This window comes from Streptomyces flavochromogenes (assembly GCF_000717595.1).
Taxonomy (GTDB): domain Bacteria; phylum Actinomycetota; class Actinomycetes; order Streptomycetales; family Streptomycetaceae; genus Streptomyces; species Streptomyces flavochromogenes.
In genome coordinates this window covers 220746-240290 of record NZ_JNZO01000014.1, presented here as the reverse complement: position 1 = coordinate 240290, position 19545 = coordinate 220746, and the positions used below count along the sequence as shown (strand labels likewise).

General features: G+C 69.4%; 20 protein-coding genes. 14 read left to right on the top strand and 6 right to left on the bottom strand.

Translation table 11 applies throughout. The features are described 5' to 3' along the window. The first annotated feature begins 3 nt into the window (after positions 1 to 3). From IF00_RS41395 to IF00_RS45675, 10 genes are all read left to right on the top strand, one after another. Positions 4 to 5277 carry a hypothetical protein gene (locus IF00_RS41395; protein ID WP_245234572.1) on the top strand — a complete coding sequence of 1758 codons (5274 nt, stop codon included), beginning with the start codon at positions 4 to 6 and terminating at the stop codon, positions 5275 to 5277. Between the two features lie 4 nt (positions 5278 to 5281). Continuing rightward, a complete protein-coding gene (locus tag IF00_RS0119025) occupies positions 5282 to 6376 on the top strand; it encodes a DUF5047 domain-containing protein (RefSeq protein WP_106975837.1) in 1095 nt (364 codons plus the stop codon). Next, positions 6376 to 6600 (top strand): hypothetical protein, encoded by a 225-nt coding sequence (locus IF00_RS0119020; RefSeq protein ID WP_030319581.1) that lies wholly within the window; start codon positions 6376 to 6378, stop codon positions 6598 to 6600. The genes IF00_RS0119025 and IF00_RS0119020 overlap by 1 nt, the downstream gene beginning before the upstream one ends. Positions 6601 to 6611: 11 nt before the next feature. After that, positions 6612 to 7178 carry a hypothetical protein gene (locus IF00_RS42730; RefSeq protein WP_051820432.1) on the top strand — a complete coding sequence of 189 codons (567 nt, stop codon included), beginning with the start codon at positions 6612 to 6614 and terminating at the stop codon, positions 7176 to 7178. Positions 7179 to 7189: 11 nt separating this feature from the next. Beyond that, positions 7190 to 9040: a glycerophosphodiester phosphodiesterase gene (locus tag IF00_RS0119010; RefSeq protein WP_030319578.1), complete on the top strand. Its 1851-nt coding sequence runs from the start codon at positions 7190 to 7192 to the stop codon at positions 9038 to 9040. A 62-nt stretch (positions 9041 to 9102) separates the two neighbouring features. Then, positions 9103 to 10011, top strand: coding sequence for a hypothetical protein (locus IF00_RS0119005; RefSeq protein WP_030319576.1), 909 nt, complete (start codon positions 9103 to 9105; stop codon positions 10009 to 10011). A gap of 11 nt (positions 10012 to 10022) precedes the next feature. After that, complete coding sequence (locus tag IF00_RS0119000; protein ID WP_030319574.1) at positions 10023 to 10373, top strand: hypothetical protein; 351 nt, start codon at positions 10023 to 10025, stop codon at positions 10371 to 10373. After that, positions 10374 to 10796, top strand: a complete 423-nt coding sequence (locus tag IF00_RS0118995; RefSeq protein ID WP_051820430.1) for a hypothetical protein — start codon at positions 10374 to 10376, stop codon at positions 10794 to 10796. 4 nt (positions 10797 to 10800) lie between these two features. Further along, a complete protein-coding gene (locus IF00_RS0118990; RefSeq protein ID WP_030319571.1) occupies positions 10801 to 11160 on the top strand; it encodes a hypothetical protein in 360 nt (119 codons plus the stop codon). An 11-nt stretch (positions 11161 to 11171) separates the two neighbouring features. Further along, positions 11172 to 11315, top strand: coding sequence for a hypothetical protein (locus IF00_RS45675; RefSeq protein ID WP_158710487.1), 144 nt, complete (start codon positions 11172 to 11174; stop codon positions 11313 to 11315). Between the two features lie 77 nt (positions 11316 to 11392). On the opposite strand, the gene IF00_RS0118980 is transcribed toward IF00_RS45675, so the two are convergent. Beyond that, positions 11393 to 11854 carry a hypothetical protein gene (locus tag IF00_RS0118980; protein WP_158710486.1) on the bottom strand — a complete coding sequence of 154 codons (462 nt, stop codon included), beginning with the start codon at positions 11852 to 11854 and terminating at the stop codon, positions 11393 to 11395. 454 nt (positions 11855 to 12308) lie between these two features. Here IF00_RS0118980 and ku point away from each other — a divergent pair, with 454 nt between their 5' ends. Continuing rightward, entirely contained in the window at positions 12309 to 13229 is a 921-nt protein-coding gene (ku, locus tag IF00_RS0118975) for a non-homologous end joining protein Ku (protein WP_030319567.1), read from the top strand. Between the two features lie 10 nt (positions 13230 to 13239). On the opposite strand, the gene IF00_RS0118970 is transcribed toward ku, so the two are convergent. The 5 genes from IF00_RS0118970 to IF00_RS0118955 all read right to left on the bottom strand — a co-directional run bounded on the left by IF00_RS0118970 (position 13240) and on the right by IF00_RS0118955 (position 15246). Further along, entirely contained in the window at positions 13240 to 13584 is a 345-nt protein-coding gene (locus tag IF00_RS0118970) for a DUF6233 domain-containing protein (RefSeq protein ID WP_051820428.1), read from the bottom strand. A gap of 10 nt (positions 13585 to 13594) precedes the next feature. Further along, on the bottom strand, positions 13595 to 13918 hold the full coding sequence (locus IF00_RS45670) for a hypothetical protein (RefSeq protein ID WP_158710485.1): 324 nt from the start codon (positions 13916 to 13918) through the stop codon (positions 13595 to 13597). 65 nt (positions 13919 to 13983) lie between these two features. Next, positions 13984 to 14187 (bottom strand): hypothetical protein, encoded by a 204-nt coding sequence (locus IF00_RS41390; protein WP_037638539.1) that lies wholly within the window; start codon positions 14185 to 14187, stop codon positions 13984 to 13986. A gap of 9 nt (positions 14188 to 14196) precedes the next feature. Continuing rightward, entirely contained in the window at positions 14197 to 14376 is a 180-nt protein-coding gene (locus IF00_RS0118960) for a hypothetical protein (RefSeq protein ID WP_158710484.1), read from the bottom strand. Between the two features lie 225 nt (positions 14377 to 14601). Next, positions 14602 to 15246 (bottom strand): GntR family transcriptional regulator, encoded by a 645-nt coding sequence (locus IF00_RS0118955; RefSeq protein WP_030319562.1) that lies wholly within the window; start codon positions 15244 to 15246, stop codon positions 14602 to 14604. 518 nt (positions 15247 to 15764) lie between these two features. On the opposite strand from IF00_RS0118955, the gene IF00_RS0118950 reads away from it, so the two are divergent. Genes IF00_RS0118950 through IF00_RS0118940 form a run of 3 tightly spaced genes read left to right on the top strand, consistent with a single transcriptional unit; the run spans position 15765 to position 19516 of the window. After that, a complete protein-coding gene (locus IF00_RS0118950) occupies positions 15765 to 15998 on the top strand; it encodes a hypothetical protein (protein WP_245234571.1) in 234 nt (77 codons plus the stop codon). Between the two features lie 12 nt (positions 15999 to 16010). After that, complete coding sequence (locus tag IF00_RS0118945; protein WP_030319559.1) at positions 16011 to 18773, top strand: ABC transporter permease subunit; 2763 nt, start codon at positions 16011 to 16013, stop codon at positions 18771 to 18773. Continuing rightward, a complete protein-coding gene (locus IF00_RS0118940; protein ID WP_030319555.1) occupies positions 18770 to 19516 on the top strand; it encodes an ABC transporter ATP-binding protein in 747 nt (248 codons plus the stop codon). Before IF00_RS0118945 ends, IF00_RS0118940 begins: the two co-directional genes overlap by 4 nt. Positions 19517 to 19545: the final 29 nt, after the last annotated feature.

The following is a 19545-nucleotide window of genomic DNA, read 5'->3' as shown; positions in this document are numbered from 1 at the left end:
CCGATGGCGATCCAGGTCGGTTCCGTCGAGGTCGATGTCATTCCGAACACCCGCGGCATCTACGCCCAGCTGCGGGCCGGTCTTGTGCCCGCGGCGACCCGGGCGGGCGAGGACGCAGGGAACGCTGCAGGGCGCAGTTTCGGGCCGGCCATGCAGCGTCAGGTCGACGGTGTGGGCCTGCGGATCGGCGAGGAGATCGGGCAGCAGATCGCGACCCGGCTCACCGCATCCCTGAGGGATTCGGTACGTGACGGTGTGAACCAGGCGGGTCGTGCCGCTCGCCCGGCCGCCGCCCGCCAGGGGGATGACACCGCAGGCGCCTTCTCTCGGGCCTTGCGGACTCGCCTGGAGGCGGCGTTCCGTGCGCTGCCTCGCCTGACCATCGACGCCGACACTTCGGAAGCGGACTCTGACCTGCAGGCTCTGCGGTTCCGCATGGAGACGCTGGCGGGGCAGCGCATTGGCATCGACCTCGAGGCGACTGATGCCCGTGCGGAGATCCGCCTCATCGAGGCGGAGCTGACGCGGCTCGGCGCCAGTCACCCGAACGTGCAGGTCCGTGCGGACACCGCCCGGGCTCTGGCCGAGCTCGGTGCTGTGCATGCGGCCATCGACGCTGTGGACGGCAAGCGCGCACGGATCGATGTCGACACTGCCGGCGCCGTGGGCGCGGTGCTTCATCTTGCTGTGGCCATTGGCGGCCTCGCTGCGCTGCCCGCGATTCCGGTCCTGGCCGCGGGCATCGGGGCGATCGGCTCCGCGGCTGTAGCTGCGTCTGTCGGTGTGGGTGCGCTTGCAGCGGTGGCTGTGCCCGCGTTCATCAACATCACCGGCGCGCTGCAGGCCCAGAAGGCGGCGCAGGATGCCGCCGCGACGTCTGCTCTGCGCGGTACGCAGGCGGTGTCGAGGGGGGCGTCGTCCGCCTTGCAGATGGCTGGCGCGCAGCAGGCCCTGGCTACGGCACACCGCAATGCAGCCCGCCAGATCCAGCAGGCAGAGCAGTCCATTGCTGATGCGGTCCGGTCTGCGGCCGAGGCCAACACTCGGGCCGCGCAGGAAGTGAAGGCAGCCCGGCAGGGGCTCGCGGACACAATCCAGCAGGCTGCCGAACGGCAGCTGAACGCTGCGGAGCGGGTGGAAGGAGCAGAGCAGTCTCTGGCAGATGCGCAGCGCAGCGCCCGCCAGGCGCAGCAGGACCTTACGCAAGCCCGCAGGGATGCGGCGCTGGAGCTGGCTGAGCTCGGCGACCGCCTTACGAACGCACAGCTGTCCGAGAAGGACGCCACGCTGTCCGTTGCGGAGGCCCAGGAGCGGCTGCGTGCATCGCAGGCGAAGGGCTCCAAGGCGACTCTTCTCGAGCAGCAGCGTGCCCAGCTCGCCTACGACCAGGCAGTACAGCGACTCAAGGAGCAGAAGGAAGAGACGCAGCGGCTGGCGGCCGAGAAGGCAGCGGCCGACAAGGCCGGCGTCGAAGGCTCGGAGACGGTCAAGGAAGCCCAGGAGCAGCTCGCGGACGCGGAGAAGTCTGTAGCCGAGCAGCAGAAGGCGCTGGGGAAGGCCCGAGTCGAGGCCGCGCGCCAGCAGGTCCAGTCGCAGCGTGACATCGCCGAGGCGCAGGAGAAGGTCGCCGCGTCGCAGCGCAACGTCACCCGCGTACAGGAGGACGGTGCGCGGTCGGTCGCTCGTGCGCAGGAGAGTCTGGCTGCCGCCCAGCAGTCCGCGGCCGACTCCATCTCCTCCGCCCAGCGTCAGATCGCCTCCGCCCAGCAGTCGGCAGCGTCAGCTGCGGCCGGGGGCATGGATCAGGCTGCCGTCGCTCAGGCCAAGTACCAGGCGGCACTCGCTAAGTTGACGCCCACTGCGCGAGCAACGTTCAACGCGTTCATCGCGCTGCGTTCGGCATTCAAGGCCTGGTCGGAGTCCCTCCAGCCGGCCGTCATGCCGATCTTCACGCGCGCGCTGGAAGGCATCAGGAACAGTCTGCCCGGCCTGACCCCGATCGTCCTGGCCGCGGCTGAGGCAGTCGGTGCTCTGCAGGATCGGGTGTCGCGCGGGTTCAAGTCGCCCTGGTGGAAGGAGTTCAAGGCCGACTTCGCTACTTCCGTCGGCCCTGCCATCGAGGGCATGGGCGTCTCGTTCGGGCGGATCTTCAAGGGCATGGCCAGCATCGTCCAGGCCTTCCTTCCGCACATGGACTCCATCTCCGCTCGCATGCAGGCCATCACGGGACGCTTTGCGGCCTGGGGCACGAGCCTGAAGGGCAGCGGGAAGTTCGAGCGCTTCCTGGCCTACTCGGCAGAGCAGGCCCCGGTCATCGCGAGTGCTTTCGGTGACATCGGCAGCGCCCTGTTCGAGGTCGCGCGTGCGGCGTCTCCGCTCTCCGGTCCGATCCTGAAGGCTTTGGGCGCTGTGGCCTCGGCTCTCGCGAGCATCGCCGAGACGCTGCCGTGGCTGATCCAGCTCATGTACGCGGCGTGGGTCGTGACGAAGCTGTGGACTCTGGCGATGATCGCGTTCAACCTTGTCATGGCGGCGAACCCGATCACGCTGATCATCCTTGGGATCCTGGCCCTGGTTGCTGCGGTCGTCTACGCCTACAAGAACTTCGGCTGGTTCCGGGACACGGTCCAGGCGGTGTGGAAGGCGATCCAGATCGCCGCCAAATGGGCGTGGGACAACGTCCTCAAGCCCGTCTTTGACGCCCTCGTAGCCGCATTCAAGTTCATCGGCGAGGTCGCCGTATGGCTGTGGCAGAACGTCCTGTCGCCAGTCTTCACTGCTATCGGCGAGGCAGCCAGTCTGCTTGCAACGATCATCCTCACGGTCCTCATCACGCCGCTGGTCCTGGGCTTCAAGGCCCTCGCCAAGGTGGGCGAATGGCTCTGGCAGAACGTCCTGAAGCCTGCATTTGAGGGCATCGCGGCGGATGCCACGTGGCTGTGGCAGAACGTCCTGTCGCCTGTGTTCACGTTCATCGCGGACAAGGCGAAGTGGCTGTGGCAGAACGCGATCAAACCCATGGTCGCCGAGTTCAAGCGGGGGTTCCAGGACCTCGGCGCAGCAGCCATGTGGGCATGGGAGAACGTGCTGCGCCCTGTCTTCGGCTGGATCGGCGACAAGGCCGGCTGGCTTTGGGAAAAGGCCATCAAGCCGGCCTTCAGCAACATCAAGACCGGTATCAAGTCCGTAGCCGACAGCTTCGACTCCGCGACAGGCTTCATCGACAAGGCATGGAGCAAGATCGCGGACATCGCGAAGAAGCCGGTCCGCTTCATCATCGACAAGGTCTACAACGCGGGCATCGTGCCGACCTGGAACATGATCGCGAAAGTGTTCGGTGCTCCCGAGATCCAGCCGATGAAGACCGAGGGCTGGGCCCGCGGCGGCATCCTGCCGGGCCAGTCCTCGTTCCGGCAGGGCGACGACCAGCTCGTCCCGATGCGCCGCGGCGAAGGCGTCTACGTGTCGGAAGCGATGCGGGACCCCTACGAGCGGGCCCGGCTGCATGCCGTGAACCGCGCGGCCATGGCCGGCAAGCCACTCGACCAGTACCAGGGGTTCGCCAAGGGCGGCATCTTCGACTGGGTCGGCAAGGCCGCTTCCAAGACAGTCGACCTGGCGTCGACTGGGGTGTCCTGGCTGAAGGACGGCGTGAAGGCATCCGCGACCGCAGGACTGAACAGCGTCGTGGATCCCCTGCTGGACAAGATCTCGGGTTCGGCATCGCTGTACCGGGACATGGTCACCGGCATTCCCCAGAAGATCGTCAAGACCATCCTGGGATTCTCTGGGGAGGCTGACAAACGGCTCGGCGAGGCTGGCATAGGCGGAGGCGGGTATGCGCGCGCTCTGTCCTGGGCCCGCACTCAAGCAGGCCTGCCCTACCAGTGGGGCGGCAACGGCAACCCCAGCTGGGACTGCTCCGGTCTCGTATCGGCGATCGAGTCCGTCATCCGTGGCGAAAGCCCCCACCGCCGGTGGGCCACTGGCGCGTTCTCCGGCAAGACGGCGCCGCCCGGATGGGTCCTCAACGGCCGCAGTCCCTATCGCATCGGCATCACCAACGCCGGGGTGGGACACACGGCAGGAACCATCAACGGCGTCAACGTCGAAAGCCGCGGAGGCGATGGTGTAGTCATCGGGAAGGGCGCCCGCCGGCTATCTCCAGCCCGGCCTCAATCTGGCCTACAACGGCACCGGTCGGCCGGAGCCGGTCTTTACGACCTCCCAGGCCAACGCCCTGGGCCGCATGGCGGCCCAGCCGCCGATGGGGGGCCTGCGGGCCGGAGACGCGCTCACGCTCGTCGTCCAGGACGGCCCGACCCTCCGCGCCTATGTCCAGACCGAGGCCGGAGCAGTCGTCGCCCAGCACGACCAGACCCTCGTCATGCAGGCGACAGCAGGAAGGAGGTCGTAGTGCCGATCATCATCGATCCGGACGACATCCCGCCCGACCCGCCGGTGGAGTCGGTCTCGCTGGACGGCATCCTCACCGTCCGGCGGGACGACACCTGGGCCGGGGTCTATCTGATCGCCGACTACTCCTCAGACCCGGACGTGGCCCAGGTCCGCTTCGTCCGGGTCAGCGAGAACGGCGATGAGGAGCCGGTCCGCGGCGGGAATGCGGCATGGGCTCCAGGGGGCGTGGCCGTCGCCTACGATCACGAAGCCCCGCTCGGGGTGTCGTCGACCTGGTACGCCTACCCGATCTACTGGGACGGGACGGTGGGCGCCCGGTCGGACGGTGCTGCGGTCACACCGCCGGAGCCGACGACCCCGCAGGACGTATGGCTGAAGAGCCTGACGAACCCTGCCCTGTCGATGCGGGTGATCGTCATGGCGTGGCCAACGCTGGAGTACGGCGAGCGGCAAGACCGCATGGACGTGCTCGGTGCGCCGTCGCCGGTGATGCGCGTGGATGCCTGGTCGCTGGCGACGTCGACGGTAACCATCGAGACGGCGACCCTGGAGGAGCGCGAACAGCTCCTGGCGCTCCTCCAGTCGGGCACGACCCTGCTGGCCCAGACCCGGCTCGACTACGGCCGACCGGACGCCTACTGGGTGCCCGGGAAGATCAGCGAGTCGATGTCGGGGCCGTCCTACGACCCGCACCGCACGTGGGAGGTGCCGGTGACGGCTGTAGACAGGCCGAGCACTGTGGACTCCCGGCTGCGGATTCCGGGCCGCTCCTACGACGACTCGGCTGCCATGTGGCCGACCTACGCGGACCGGACCGCGACCGGTCAGAGCTACCACGATGTGACCACAGGGGGGTGAGCCTGTGTGGCCAGTATCTCCCCGCTGGGACCCTGCGCTGCGCGGCGCCGCCCGGCCGGCCGCCCGCGCGACGGTCTACCCGCCGCAGGGGGACCCGTTTTCCGCGCGACTGATCTCCTGGTCGGTCACGGCCGACCGGACCGCGCAGGTACGCCGCGCCTGCGCTGTGACGCTCGCTCCGGATACCTTGCGCGGGCTGACCGGCGTGACCGTGCAGGGCGGCTACCTGCAGCTTGACGTAGGCCTCGACTACCTCGACGGCACCCAGGAACTCATCCCGCAGGGGCTTTTCCGACTGGATACCGAGGACACCGAGCGCCCCGGAGGGGGCATCTCTCTGCAGGGTTACGGCCGGGAGAAGGTCGTCGCCGACGATCACTTCCTGCGCCCCCGCACGGACTCGAACAGCTCGGGCCAGGACCTCATCGAGCAGCTCCTCCTCGAATCGGTCCCGGACGCGGTCGTTGTGCGCCGCGCTTCCCGCGACGCCCCAGTAGGTCGCACCACGTGGGAGACGGACCGCTGGGGCGCCATCGACGGCGACGACGCATCCATCGCGCGCGCCCTGGGCGTGGAGGTGTGGGCGGACGGCCGGGGCCGGTTCGTGATCTCCGACGTACCAACGCTTTCCGATGCCCCCGTGTGGACCGTCAATTCCGGCTCGGGCGGCGTGCTTGTCACCGCCAGAAGCTCCACATCCACAGCTGGCGCCTACAACGTCGTCGTGGCCGTCGGAGATGCCTCCAACGGCACAGTGCCGGTAGGGCCGGTGGTCGTGCAGGACCTAGGGGCCACGTCCCCGACCCGGGTCGGCGGACCATTCGGACGCCGGGTGCGGCACTACTCCAGCCCCCTGCTCCGCACTGCGGGCCAAGCGGATGCGGCTGCCCGCTCCCTGCTCGCCAACTCCCTGGGCCTGACGCAGGGCTTCGCATTCTCCGCTGTGCCGAATCCTGCCCTGGAGCCCGGCGACGTCGTCCTCGTTGACCCCGAGGACGAGGCGTCGTCCCTGCATATCATCGACAGGATCACCCTCTCCTCGAGCGGCCCCATGTCTTGCGACACCCGCTCCACGAGAGCTGACGACGGGAGCTCGTGATGTCCCTGATCGACGCCATCATGCCACTCGCATCGAACCCGACAGCGGGCAGCGCCGTCGTGGCCGCGGTCAACGGCGACGGCACCGTCGACATCACCGTCGCCGGGGCGGCCGTGACCGCCTCCTGCCTGGAGGGCTACACCGACCGCGCCGTCGGCGACGTCGTTTTCGTCGTCCCCGTCCGCGGCGGCTACGTCGTCATCAACCGCTTCACCACCGCCTAGGAGGAGGCCTCGTGCCCACCACCCCGATCGGCAGCGCCCCCTACCCGGCCGGATCCGACGCCGACAACGTCCCCGCCGACGTGCAAGCCCTCGCCGTCTGGGCGTCGACCCGCACCACGATGCGCTTCGCTGACGCCGCCGCCCGGGACGCCGCCATTACTTCGCCCGCCGCCGGGATGGTCGCCTGGCTCGACACCCCCGGCTCGGTGACGGTCCGGACCGCATCGGCCTGGCGCACTCTGTGGTCCGCTCTCTCCTGGACCGACATCACCCTCGAGAGCGCCTACACCACCTACGGCACCACCCCCCAGGCCGCCCTCGACGGAGGCAACTTCATCGTCCTGCGAGGCGGTGTACAGCGCTCCACCCCGGCGACACAGATCGCGGGCAGCTCGGTCCTCGGCACGATCCCCTCCTCGCTCGGATCGCCACTGTCCGGCGACTATCCGATCGCCGCCCAGTGGCTCGGGGACATCGCCACCGGCCGCCTGTACGTCGCGCCGAACCGTGAGATCTCCTACGTCGGCCAGAACACCGGCTGGGTCAGCCTCAACGGCGTCCGCATCCCCCTCGCCTAAGGAGCTCCTGCATGCGCTACCAGTACGGCTCCGACGGCGGCAGCGTGGTCACCGACGCCGACGGTGACATCCAGACCGGCCGCTCCGGCACGGTGTGGACGGCGAAGGCCGGCGGCAGCCAGATCACCGACATCCTCACCCTGGCCGGCACCCCCACCGGCGGCAACGTCGTCACCGACAGCCTCGGCCGCCTCGCCTTCCAGGGCCCGGACGGCGTCACCGCCACCATGTGGTGGGACTCCGGTGGCGGCACCCGGTGGGCTGTCCTGCCGACCGAGACGGACCGCATCGCCCGCCTGCAGGTCGAGACTTACGGCGTCCTCGCCTCCACGGTGGGTGAGCCGGGTGGCGTTGCCGAGCTCGACGGAAGCGGCCAAGTCCCGTCCGCCCAGCTGCCGGACCTCTCGGCGTCCTACGTGCCCTACCCGGCAGGCGGGCAGGCCGGCGACACCCTCATCCGCGGCTCGGGCAGCAGCGTCTCCTGGGGCCGGCTGACCGCAGGCACGATCGCCCCCTGGGATGGTCTGGAAGACTTGACCGGCCCGCGCTGGGTCGCGCACCGAGGCGGCGCCATGCTGGCCCCGGAGAACACCCGCGAAGCCTTCCGTATGTCGTCTGAGCTCAACGCCGACGCGATTGAGCTCGACGTGTACAAGGTCGCCGATGGCGGCCTGTTCGTCATGCACGACACCACCGTCGACCGCACCTCGAACATTTCCGGCACGACCGCGCAGCTCACCACCCCGGCCGCGCTCCGGGGACGGATCGACGCGGGCGCCTGGTTCGCCAACACCTGGCCCAGCGATCTACGGATCCCCCTCTTCGCCGACGCACTTGCCGACATCGGGAACACGATCCCGATCATCGTCCACTGCAACAACTCCGGCAGCGGCGCCGCCGCAGTCGCGGAGATCCTCCGCCAGGAGCTGGAACAGTCCGTCTGCATCATGGCCTGGACCGAGGCCGAACTCGCCGCCGCCCGCACGGCCGGAATCCCCACAGTCCTCCTCGACGCCGACGGCGTCCTCTCCGGACAGACCTACGCTGGGCTCCTCGCCGCCGGCACGGCTTACCTCGGCGTCGACTCTTCCCAGGCCAGCAACGCCACCATTCAGGCCGCGCATGCCGCCGGCCTGCGCGTCATGGTCTACACCGTGAACCGGCGCACCACCTATGCGGCGCTGCCGACCGATGGCTCGGTCTGGGCCGTTATCTCCGACGACCCCTGGTACGTCCGTGGCACCTCGGCGCTACGGGCCAGCGACATCTTCGGCGCGGGCACCCACTACCACGGCATGGCCGCCATCCCTGACCTCGCGGACTACAGGGGCTTCTTCACGCTCGGCTCGCCGAACTGGTGGGGCCTCGACGCCTCCGGCACCGTCATCCCCGAGATCAACACCAACTCCGGGTTCGGTGGCCTCCTGCACGGATACCTCGGGCCTCTCGCGTCCGCATTCACGCTGGACTTCGACTACGTCATCGACGTCTCCGACTACGCCACCGCTTCCCTGCATGTGACCCTCGGCATCGGTGACCTGCCGTTCGACGACCAGGCTGGCGGCGCGGCGAACCCGAACGGCTACAACATCCTGGTCCGCTCGAACGGGACGATCGACGTGTACCGGGTCACCGGCGGCACGCCGACCAACATCGGCACCGTGGCGACGGCCGCGATCGTGGCGGGCACCACGCAGCATCTGCGGGTGCAGGTGACCTCGACGCAGATCATCGTGACCCGCACGAACATCACGGCCCCGAACAGCGTGACGGTCACCAACAACACCTACCGGGGCGGCATGTACCCCAGCCTTGGCGTCCGCGACACCAAGACCCGATGGGCCAACATCGCCGTCACGTGACGTTGCCCGCCCACCACCGCCCCGAGCCGACGGCCGGGGCTTTCGTCATCCCTGGAGGCGCCGTGCCAGCAGAGTGGATGCCGGGTGCGACCCGGCTCGATGTCGGCGGCCACGCCCCGACCGACGGTGGGCCACCCAAGGCCATCGGGCACATCACGTGGGACGAGAACACCACGCCTGCCCGGCCGCTCGACCTGGTCCCCTACGAGAACCTGCAGTCCTGGTTCGGCCGGAACCCCAGCGGAATTCCGTCCGCGCCGCACATTTTGTGGGACCCGTTTACCGGCCGCTTCACCCAGTTCCTGCCCGCCTCGTCGCGCTCGAAGTCGCTCGCCGACAAGGCCGGCGGCACCCGCACCAACCGTGCTGGCGCCGTCGTGATCCAGGTCGAGGCCCTCTTCTTCCCCTACTGCCGGGTTAACGGCGTGGTGTACGCGCGGCTCGTCGACACCCCCTGCAAGGGCTGGCCGGCGCTGCTGGCGTGGATCCGCTCCTGGGGCGTCCCAGACCGCTGGCCGATGGGACGGCCCACCGATTTCACGTCCCGGCGGAACGAGGAGATCTGGGAGGAAGAGGCCGGCTGGTACGCGCACGCCCACGTCCCCGAGAACCACCACCAAGACCCGGGCAGCTGGCCTGGGTTCGCTACCGAGGAGGCTCCCGACTTGGACGCCACACAGGCCAAGCAGCTCGCCGAGCTGCACAAGGCACTCGTGCCCTACATGGGCTGGCAGTACAAGGGCAATGGCAAGGTCGACGCCTGGGCCCAGGTGGGCATCGCGGCGAACCAGTCGACGGCTGCGGTCAAGGCGATCAGCGCGGTCGGCTCCAAGGTCGACGGCCTCAAGACCGCTGCTCTCACCGATGCCCAGGTCGCAATGATCGCCGACAAGGTCGCCGCCCACCCTGCTCTCGCGGAACGCATCGCCGAGCTCGTCGCCGACAAGCTCGCCGCCCGCCTCACCGACTGAACGGATCCATTATGAGAATCTTCGGACGCGAGCCTGCGCTCATCATCGCCGCCCTCTCGGCCAGCCTGTCCCTCCTCGTCACCTTCAACGTCGGCCTCTCGGGGGAGCAGGCCGGCGCGATCGTCGCCGTCATCTCCGGCGTGCTGGCCGCCGTGACCGCAGCCATGACCCGGCCGATCGCGCCCTCGGCATTCACCGGCCTCGTCGCAGCAGGGGTTGCCCTGCTCGCCGCCTACGGCTTCAACGTGGCCCCGGAGACGGTCGGCGCCCTGAACGCGGTCGTCCTGGCCGTGCTGGCGCTCGTAACGCGCGGCCAGGTCAGCCCGGCCGTGGCCAACAGCCGTCCGCTGTCTGGGGTGTAGGTGCCGCGCCGCGTAGCTCGGCGGCTGTCCCGGATCCTCGGCCGCCGCGGCGCGTTCCTGGCCTCCTTCGGCGGCCTGTGGGCGCTGTACGGATTCGGGCAGCTCGTCGAGCCTCTGCCGGACACCCGCGGCATCCGGCTGCTGCTCAACTTGATGCCTCTCGACGCCTGGGCCTGCTGCTGGATCGTGTCCGGTCTGCTCGCTGTGGCGTCGTCTGTGCTGCCGGAAGGGCGGGACTGGATCGGCTTTCCCGCTCTGCTGGCCATCGTCGTCCCTTGGATGCTCGCGTACTTCGTGTCGTGGTGGCCTCTCGGAGACACAACTAGGGGGTGGGTAACGGCGCTGATCTGGGCGGTAGCCACAGTGCCGGTGATCGTGGTGGCCGGGTGGAGAGAACCCCCGCGCCCCAAGGAACTGGAGTGAGCCCATGAGCGTCGAGATGTGGACCGCGGTGTCCAGCGGCGTGGTGGGGGTGGCCTCGGCAGGCGCGGCCGTATGGAGCGGCCGGGCAGCTCGCCGAACCGCACGGGACCACCGGCGCGACGACTTCAGCGTCGTCACCGACCGCATGGAGAAGGAGATCGATCGGCAAGGCAAGCGGATCGGTGAGTTGGAGCAGACTTCTGACCGGCAGGACCAGCGACTCGAGGGTGCAGGTGTTGCCATCAGCCACCTCATCGACCGGGTCCGCAGCCTCACCGCGTGGGCACGGTCCATCGGACTGGAACCGCCGGCCGCCCCGCCCGTCCCTGAGCGGGCCCGCGAGTTCATCCACCACGACGTGTGAACTGGATTGCTATGACCGAACCACCGACCGAGCGTCGCGTGCAGCCGATCGTCGACATGCTCGCGGCCGATACGGAGACGCTCGTGGAACTGGGCGTGCTCGATCCCCAGCCCGAACCCGAAGCGCCTCCGCCAGTCGTCCTGCCGGCGCCCTAAGCTTGCCCCCACCGCTTCGGCGGTGGGGGCCTTTTGGTGTGCCGGGCCGGGGAGTTAGGCCTCGAAAAGATGTCGTATCAGGGGTGGATTCGGGCTACCCCGCGGGCCTGCAAGAAGGCCGCATAGGCCTCCTGGCAGGCCGCGGCCATCTGCCGGAACTCCTCTTCCCTTACTTCGGTGACTTCGTGATCTTCGTCGGGGACTCGCTTCTTAGACATGTGCATGGCCCACTTGCTGGCCAGGTGCCACCAGATGTCGAGCCGCTTCTTCAGGTCCTCGTCGGGCGTCCAGCCAGGAGCCAAGTCCGCGGCCAGGATGTCGTGCTGCTTGCTCCCGCGGGTTAGGAAGTCGGCGATCAGTCGAACGTTCAGTACGAATGACTCGGTGCACGCCACTTCCACTGCCCAGGGTTCGATCCGTTGCTCGCCGACCACGAAGGGCAGCAGGTCCCGCACCTGTGTTGCAGCGAGGTCCAGGAACATGAGCACGCGCTGATGTGGTGACGGACTCCAGGCAGCCCAAGACGTCTCTTCAGTCATGGGGCGAAGGGTGCCTGCCGCGGTGGAATCAGGGCAACTCCAGACCCAGGAAGCAGCCTGCTGACTGGTGCTCTGTGCAACACTGAGGACACGGCCCCGACGGGGGCTGAGGCGGGTGAGGCGGTAGCCAATGCCGTTCCCCTGAGACGGGCACCTGCCGTCTCCCTCGGCTACTAGGGAGACCCCACGAAGCCCGCCCCGGACATACACCGGGGCGGGCTTCGTCATGTGTGCGACTTTCCGCCACACCCCTACCCCGTGGCCGATAACGGGTGCATGCTGTCGGCACGGCCTCCCCGCCACCCCCGTCGGGGGATCCGCCAAGGCCCCGCCTGCTGCTGCGATGCAGGCGGGGTCGCGCGCTGCCCTCTCGCCACCCGAAGCCGGGCATGCGATCACGGGAGCCGTGTGCCTAGCCTTGGGGTCCGACCACCCAGGGGGGCCTGGAGGATCGATGCCCCGCCCCATCTGGTCCGGCGCCGTCAGCTTCGGGCTTGTCACCATTCCGATCAAGGTGCTGCCCGCGACGGAGTCCCACAACATCTCGTTCAACCAGATCCACCTCGAGGACGGCGGCCGCGTCCACTACCAGAAGGTGTGCGAACTGGACGGGCAAATCCTCACCCAGGACGAGATCGGCAAGGGCTACGAAGTGTCGAAAGACACGATCATCCAGGTCACCGATACCGACCTCGCCCAGATGCCGCTCCCCACAGCCAAGGCCATCGAGATCGTCGCGTTCGTACCGGCAGCCTCGATCGACCCGATCAGGGTCGCCGACGGCTACTACCTGGCCGCCGACGGCCCCGTATCAGCGAAGCCGTACACGCTGCTACGGAAGGCCCTCGAGCGGACAGAGAAGGTAGCCGTCGCCAAATTCGCCTGGCACGGACGCGAGCGCCTCGGCCTGCTACGGGTGAAGGGCGACACGATCCTGCTGCACGCCATGAAGTGGGACGACGAGATCCGCTCGCCCGAAGAGCTGAAGGTGAACGAGTCGGAGCTGACCGAGGACGAGATCGACCGCGCGCTGGATCTCCTGGAGAGCATGACCGTGGAGCACCTTGCCGATCTGGAGCTTGTGGACCACTACCGCGACGCGCTGGTTGAGGTGATCGAGGCGAAGGCCGAGCACCGGCAGCCGAGGCCGGCCGACGAAGCGGCTGCACCCTCGGGGCAGGTCATCGACCTCATGGCTGCACTGGAGGAGTCCGTGGCGAAGGCCAAGGAGTCCCGCGGCGAGACGGGTACAGCTGGCAGCGTCCACGAGATGCCGGCGCCGAAGAAGCAGGCCGCAGCCAAGAAGGCTCCTGCGAAGAAGGCGGCCACGAAGAAGGCTGCGGCGAAGAAGACCACGCGGAAGCGGGCGTCCTAGGCGTTCACCCCTACTCGAGCACGCCGAGCTCGGAGTCGGGCCGGCAGATCTCGCACGCCCGCAGGCCGCCGGATGTGATGGCCTGGCGCGCCTGGGCCTCGTCGAGGGGCTTCGTGTGGTGGCTGGCCATGCGGCAGTCGCCGAGGTGCACGGAGTCTGCGGTGGCCTTGCCGCCGGCGCGCAGGTAGGAGAGGACGTAGGCGGGACCGTCGGGTAGCGGCCGCCGGGAGGCGCGTTCCCGTAGCTTCCCGAGCTCGGCTTCGATCCAGCGCTCGGTCTGGGCGACCTGGGAGAGCTGGACACGGTAGAGGAAGCGGAGCTTCTCCAGCTCGGGCGACGTCGGATCATCGTTCACGTGTTCGATTCTAGGCGCCTCGCTCCGCCAGTACAGCCCTACCCTTCTTTGACCAGTCCCCGACGGTGGAGGGTCGCTCACCCAGCACTTCAGCTATCTCTACGATGGTCATCCCCAGCGTGTTCGCGAGATGGACATCGACGTGGAAGTCGTCAAGGGCTTGAGCGGCCACTGCCTTGGCATGCGACAGCCGCGCACCCACCACGGACCTGGCCGCATCGTCCAGGGAATCGTTCCGTCGATAAGTCACGGCACCCCCAAGCTCACAGATGTTGGGCGCAGTATGGCCCGACGTGCCCTCGACTGTCAGCGGCTGCTCGTACAGTGAGGTCATCTATCCGCGTCTTCTGGCGACGCACTCGGACCCGCCCCGGCGTGATGCACCGGGGCGGGACGCTTTCAGTCGGCGGCCCCGTCGGGGCCCCGCACCTGCTTCTTGAGCGCCATCTCCACGTCGTACCGGGACTGCCCGGTCGCCTCGGCATGCGCCGTGATCGCGGCCTGTACAGCCGCCGCTGTGTCCACGGTCAGCGCCTTCGCCTGCATCTCCGCCCACGCAGCGGATTCCAGCTTGATCAGTTCGTCAGAGAGTTCGATCGCCACAGGCGGATCCTAAGCGGCGAGCTCCTGGTCACCCTGCATCGCCTCGGTCCACGCGGCCACGAGCACCCGATAAATCCGCTGCTCGTCCGCCGTCAGCGGGCGGCGCTCCTCGCCGGCGCGAGCGTAGAGGGTGCGGATGGCGTCGTTCAGCGCGTCAGGGCTCGGGGTCTCTCTGTCGTGGTCGGGCATGCAGTCAAGGCTAGGGCCCGGGTCTGACAAAGCGGGCATTGTTCGGGCGTGCGTTCCGCCACGGGCATCCTTTGGCCACCCCTTCGCGGGTGGTAACTGAAACACACAGGGCGCGAACGGAACGTCGAATTCCAGCTCGCACACCCGTTCCCAGGCATATGACCGGTAGGGCATGCTGCGTAATGTGCGTCAGGCCCTGCACTACTGGGCGCCCCCGCTGATGTGCTACGTCGTGCCGCTCAGGCGGATCAGCCACCTGTCCATTGGGAGGATCAGATCAGCAGTCTCCACGGGGCGCCCATCCCGACCCAGACGCGTGCGGACCAGCCGGTACGCCAGAGTATCCACGAGCAAGCCCAGAGCGTTCGCCTGCACCTCATCGAGAGGCGCGACGCCCAGCTCCACGACGAAGTTGGCGTGAGGCTGGCGCCGACCGCGCCACCACGACGTCACGAGCATGGCTGACCGGCCGCCTGGATCCAGGCACTCCATCGTCTCGTGCTGCAGTACGGCCCCAACCTGTACGCCCAGTCGCTCGGCCAGCTCGGCGTCAGCCCGGCAAGGGCGCGTGTCGATCGTCTCGGAGGAGTGCGGCCAGTCGGCGTCCGCGTCCGTGAGGGTGCGCATAGCAGGAGGGTGCGCCACGTACACGCCTTTACGCTTCTCGCCTTCCAGGATTCCAGTGCGACGAAGGAGGGCGTGGGCGAGGCGCATGGTCTGCGGGTTGACGTCGTACTCGGTGGCCATCGCGGCGCGAGAGGGAAGCCAGTCACCCACTTGCCATTCGCCGGCCTCGATTCGGGCGCGGATGTCGGCAGCGATGCGGCGGTAGCGCGCGTCGGCTGACATGGGACCCCTGGCGACGATCATGGTGTGACGTCGCACAGTAGGAGGTACCGTGATGGCTAGATATATCTAGGTTCCGGTTGGCCGGAAGCCTATGCCTCAGGCAACTGAAGAGGGAGAGTTCGGCGTCCGGGTTCAGGTCCCGGATTGCCGACGGGGCCGCCTCGTAGCTGCCTGTACCCCGCTGGCATCCGCGGGGCGACCCCAGCGGATACCCGTCGAGGGGCGACGGGTATCCACTCCAACGAGTGAACCTCAGATCGTCATTGCTGTACGAGGCACTCGTTGGACAAAGAGCCAGGGTCGAGTCGTTGTCCGTGCCTCCGAGGGCATGAGCGGCTCGACCCTGGTCTCGTTCTGTCGGCAGATGGGGGAGTGGGAAACGAGTGGGAGATGATCTTGTCTAGGCGTGGGGAGTTGCGTCTAGCTGTGTCCATGACCGAAACAGATATGCACTGGTCAGCGGCACTTCCCCTCGCCAAGGTACAGCTCAGAAGGACGCTCGCGACGTACCCCTCAACATGCACATGATGACGGGGTACATGAGCGCCGACCTCTTCCTCGCGATCGCCGGGAAGGCCGGCCAGGAGCTCACCGTCGAGTCCTTCCAGAAGGCCGCCGGCGGCTTCTCCGACACCGGGACCCTCGTGGGCGACCGGGCCGAGCCCAAAGGCCAGAAGGAGAGCTTCGGCTGCGGGGCGCTCGTCCGGCTGAAGAACGGGCGGTACGAGGTGGCCGTGCCGTTCAGGTGCTATCCGCCGATCCCCTTCGGCTGAGGGGCGCGTCACGTGGGTGACCTGCTGGGATTCGTCCTGAGCGGGCTGGTCTCCGGCGCGCTGTACGCGCTGCTCGCGACCGGCCTCGTGCTGTCCTACTCCGCCTCCGGCCTCTTCAACTTCGCGCACGGCGCCACCGCCTATCTGTGCGCGCTGGCGTTCTACGAGCTCCACTCCGGCTTCGGCTGGCCGGCCGTCCCCACCGCTCTGCTCCTGGTCCTCGTGGTGGCGCCCGGCCTCGGCTGGGGCCTGGACCGGCTGATGTTCAGAAAGCTGGCCAAGGTCGGCGAGACGGCGCAGATCGTGGCCACCATCGGTCTGCTGGTCGCGCTGCCCGCGGCCGGACTGTGGGCGGTCGAACTCCTGGAGCGGGCGGGCGCCCCGGTCCTGCCCGCCGAGAACCAGTTCGGGCTGCCGGGCGTCGGGCCGAGCCCCGCGGTGTCCTGGCAGCCGCTCGACGGCGTGGGCATCGACTCCGACCAGCTGATCACCTGGATCGCCACCGCTCTCGCGGCGGCCGGCCTGTGGGTCCTGATGCGGCACACCCGGCTCGGCCTGCGGCTGCGGGCCGCGGTCGACAACCGCGCGCTGACCGAGCTGCGGGGCATCAGCGCGGACCGGCTGTCCTCGACCGCGTGGATGCTGTCGTCCGCTCTCGCGGGCCTCGCCGGTGTCCTCGCGACCCCGCTCCTCGGGCTCTCCGCGCACGACTACACGCTGTTCCTGTTCGTCTCGGCCACCGCGGCGGTCCTCGGGCGCTTCGCTTCGGTGCCGCTCGCCTTCGCGGGCGGCCTCGGGCTCGGGGTGCTGCAGAACCTCGTGGCGGGGTACGCGTCGTTCGCCGAGGGCATCACCGGCTTCCGCACAGCCGTACCGTTCCTCATCCTCTTCGCCGGCCTCGTCGTCCTCGCACAGCGCCGGCGTGCGGCGGGCACCGCGGCCGCGGACCCACCGCCGGTGGACTACCTCGCCGGGAAGGGGTGGGGCCGCCGCTGGGGCGCGTGGATGGGTGCCGGTGCGCTCCTCGGCACGGCGTTCTACACCGTCACCACCCCCTTCTGGAGCGGGATCCTGACCCAAGGGCTCGCGATCGGGCTCGTGTTCATGTCGTTCACGGTGGTCACCGGTCTCGGCGCGATGGTGTCCCTCGCCCAGGCGACGTTCGTCACCGGCGCCGCCCTGGTCGCGGGGCTGCTGATGAGCCACGGCTGGCCCTTCGCCGCCGCGGCGGCCGTCGGCACGGCGGCGGCGGCCCTGCTCGGCGCGGTGGTCGCGCTGCCCGCGCTGCGGCTCGGCGGCAGATCACTGGCCCTGGCCACCCTGGCCCTCGCCTTCCTGGCGGATCAGGTGCTCTTCCAGCTCGGGTGGCTGCGCAACGGCGACACCGGGTGGGAGATCCCGCGGCCGGTGGCCGGACCCGTGGACCTCGGCGACGACCGGGCCATGGGGCTCGCGCTCGTGCTGCTCAGCGGGGTGCTCGTCGCGCTCCTCACCCGGCTGCGCGGCTCCCGTCGGGGCCGGGCCATGCTGGCGGTCCGCTCGGCCCCCGAGGCCGCCGCGGCCTCGGGGGTGTCGGTGGTACGGACGAAGCTCCTGCTGTTCACGGTGTCCGCGGGCCTCGCGGGCTTGGGAGGGGTGCTGTACGCCTCGTACAACACCAGGATCACGGCCACGGACTTCACGGCGATGACGGGCCTCGTGTGGCTGGCGGTCGTCGTCGCCGCGGGGGTGCGCAGGCCGCAGTTCGCGGTGGTGGCGGGACTGGTCTTCGCGGTGGTCCCGCATCTGATGGCGACGTACGTGACGGAGTCCGCGCATCTGCCGGTGATCCTCTTCGGTCTGGCGGGGCTCGCGCTGGCGAACGACCCGGACGGATACTGCGCGGCGCTGCCGTCGAGGCGAGCGGCCCGGCGCGCCGCGAGGCAGGGGGCCGCCGAGCCGGGCGCGACCGGTCCCACCGCAGAGCCCGGCGACGGCCCGTCCGAGACGCGCCTCGCGCGCACGGCCGAGCCGTACACCGTCGGCGCCGGGGACATCGCCCCGGGATCGGGCGACGGCCCCGCGGAGAAGCCGAGCCCGAGCGCGCTCGAACTGAACGGCGTCCACGCCGGGTACGGCGGCGCGCCCGTGCTGCACGGTGTGGATCTCGTGGTGCGCGGCGGTGAGGTGCTGGTACTGCTCGGGCCCAACGGGGCGGGGAAGTCCACCCTCTGCCGGGTCGCGGCGGGACTGCTGCGGCCGGCCGGCGGTCTCGTGCGGGTGCGGGGTGAGGACGCCACCGGCGACGTGGCGGTCACCCGGGCCCGCCGGGGGGTGCGGCTGGCCCCCGAGGGCCGGGGGATCTTCGCCGGGCTGTCGATCGAGGAGAACCTGACCCTGCAGCTGCCGGGGGCGGAGGACCGGGACGCCGTGTACGCGCGGTTCCCCGCGCTCGCCGCCCGCCGCTCCGTCGCCGCCGGATCCCTGTCGGGCGGCGAGCAGCAGCTCCTCGCCCTCGCCCCGCTCCTCCAGCGGCCGCCCGCGGTCCTCGTCGCCGACGAACCCTCCCTCGGTCTCGCGCCGCTCGTCGTGGACGAGGTCTTCCGTCTCCTGGCCGAACTCCGCGACCACGGAACCGCGTTGGTCCTCGTCGAGGAGAAGGCGGCCGAGGTGCTCGGCATCGCCGACACCGTCGCGTACCTCGCACAGGGCGGGATCGTCTGGTCCGGGCCGCGGTCCGAGGTGGACCGGGACCGGCTCGCCGAGGCCTACCTGGGGACGGAGGCCCGCCGATGAGCCACCCGCTGCTCCGCGCGAGCGGGATCGGCGTCCGCTTCGGCGGCGTGCACGCCCTGCGCGACGTGACCGTCACCGTCGGCCCCGGTGAGATCTGCGGCCTCATCGGGCCGAACGGCGCGGGCAAGACGACGCTCTTCGACGTCGTGTCGGGGATACGGAGGCCGGACGCGGGGACGATCACGTACGGAGGTACGGACATCACCCGCCGTTCCCCCGTCTGGCGAGCCCGGCACGGCATCCGCCGAACCTTCCAACGCCAGCAGCTCTTCGGGCAGTTGACCGTCGCGGACAATCTCGTCGTGGCACAGGACTGGCGGGGCGGGGTGCGGCCCGCGGCACGCCGCCACCGGGAGCGGGCCGCCGCCGTGCTCCACGAGTGCGGGCTCGATGCACTGGCCGACTCGTACGCGGGCGGCCTGCCCGTCGGACAGGCCCGCATGGTCGAGCTGGCCCGCGCGCTCGCCGATCCGCCCCGGGTCCTGCTCCTGGACGAGCCCGCCTCCGGGACGACCGCCGAGGAGCGGCGCAGACTCGCCGCCGTCATCCGTCATATGGCGGACGAGGAGAACTGCGCGGTGCTGCTCGTCGAGCACGACGTGGCCTTCGTGATGGAGCTGTGCTCACGAGTCGTGGTGCTCGACCTCGGCCGGGTTCTCGCCGAAGGGGCGGCGGCCGAGGTCCACGCGGACCCGGCGGTGCGGGAGGCGTACCTCGGCAGCGGTCCCGGCGGGACGTCATGAGATCACGCCGGTAGCGGCGGGGCACCGTC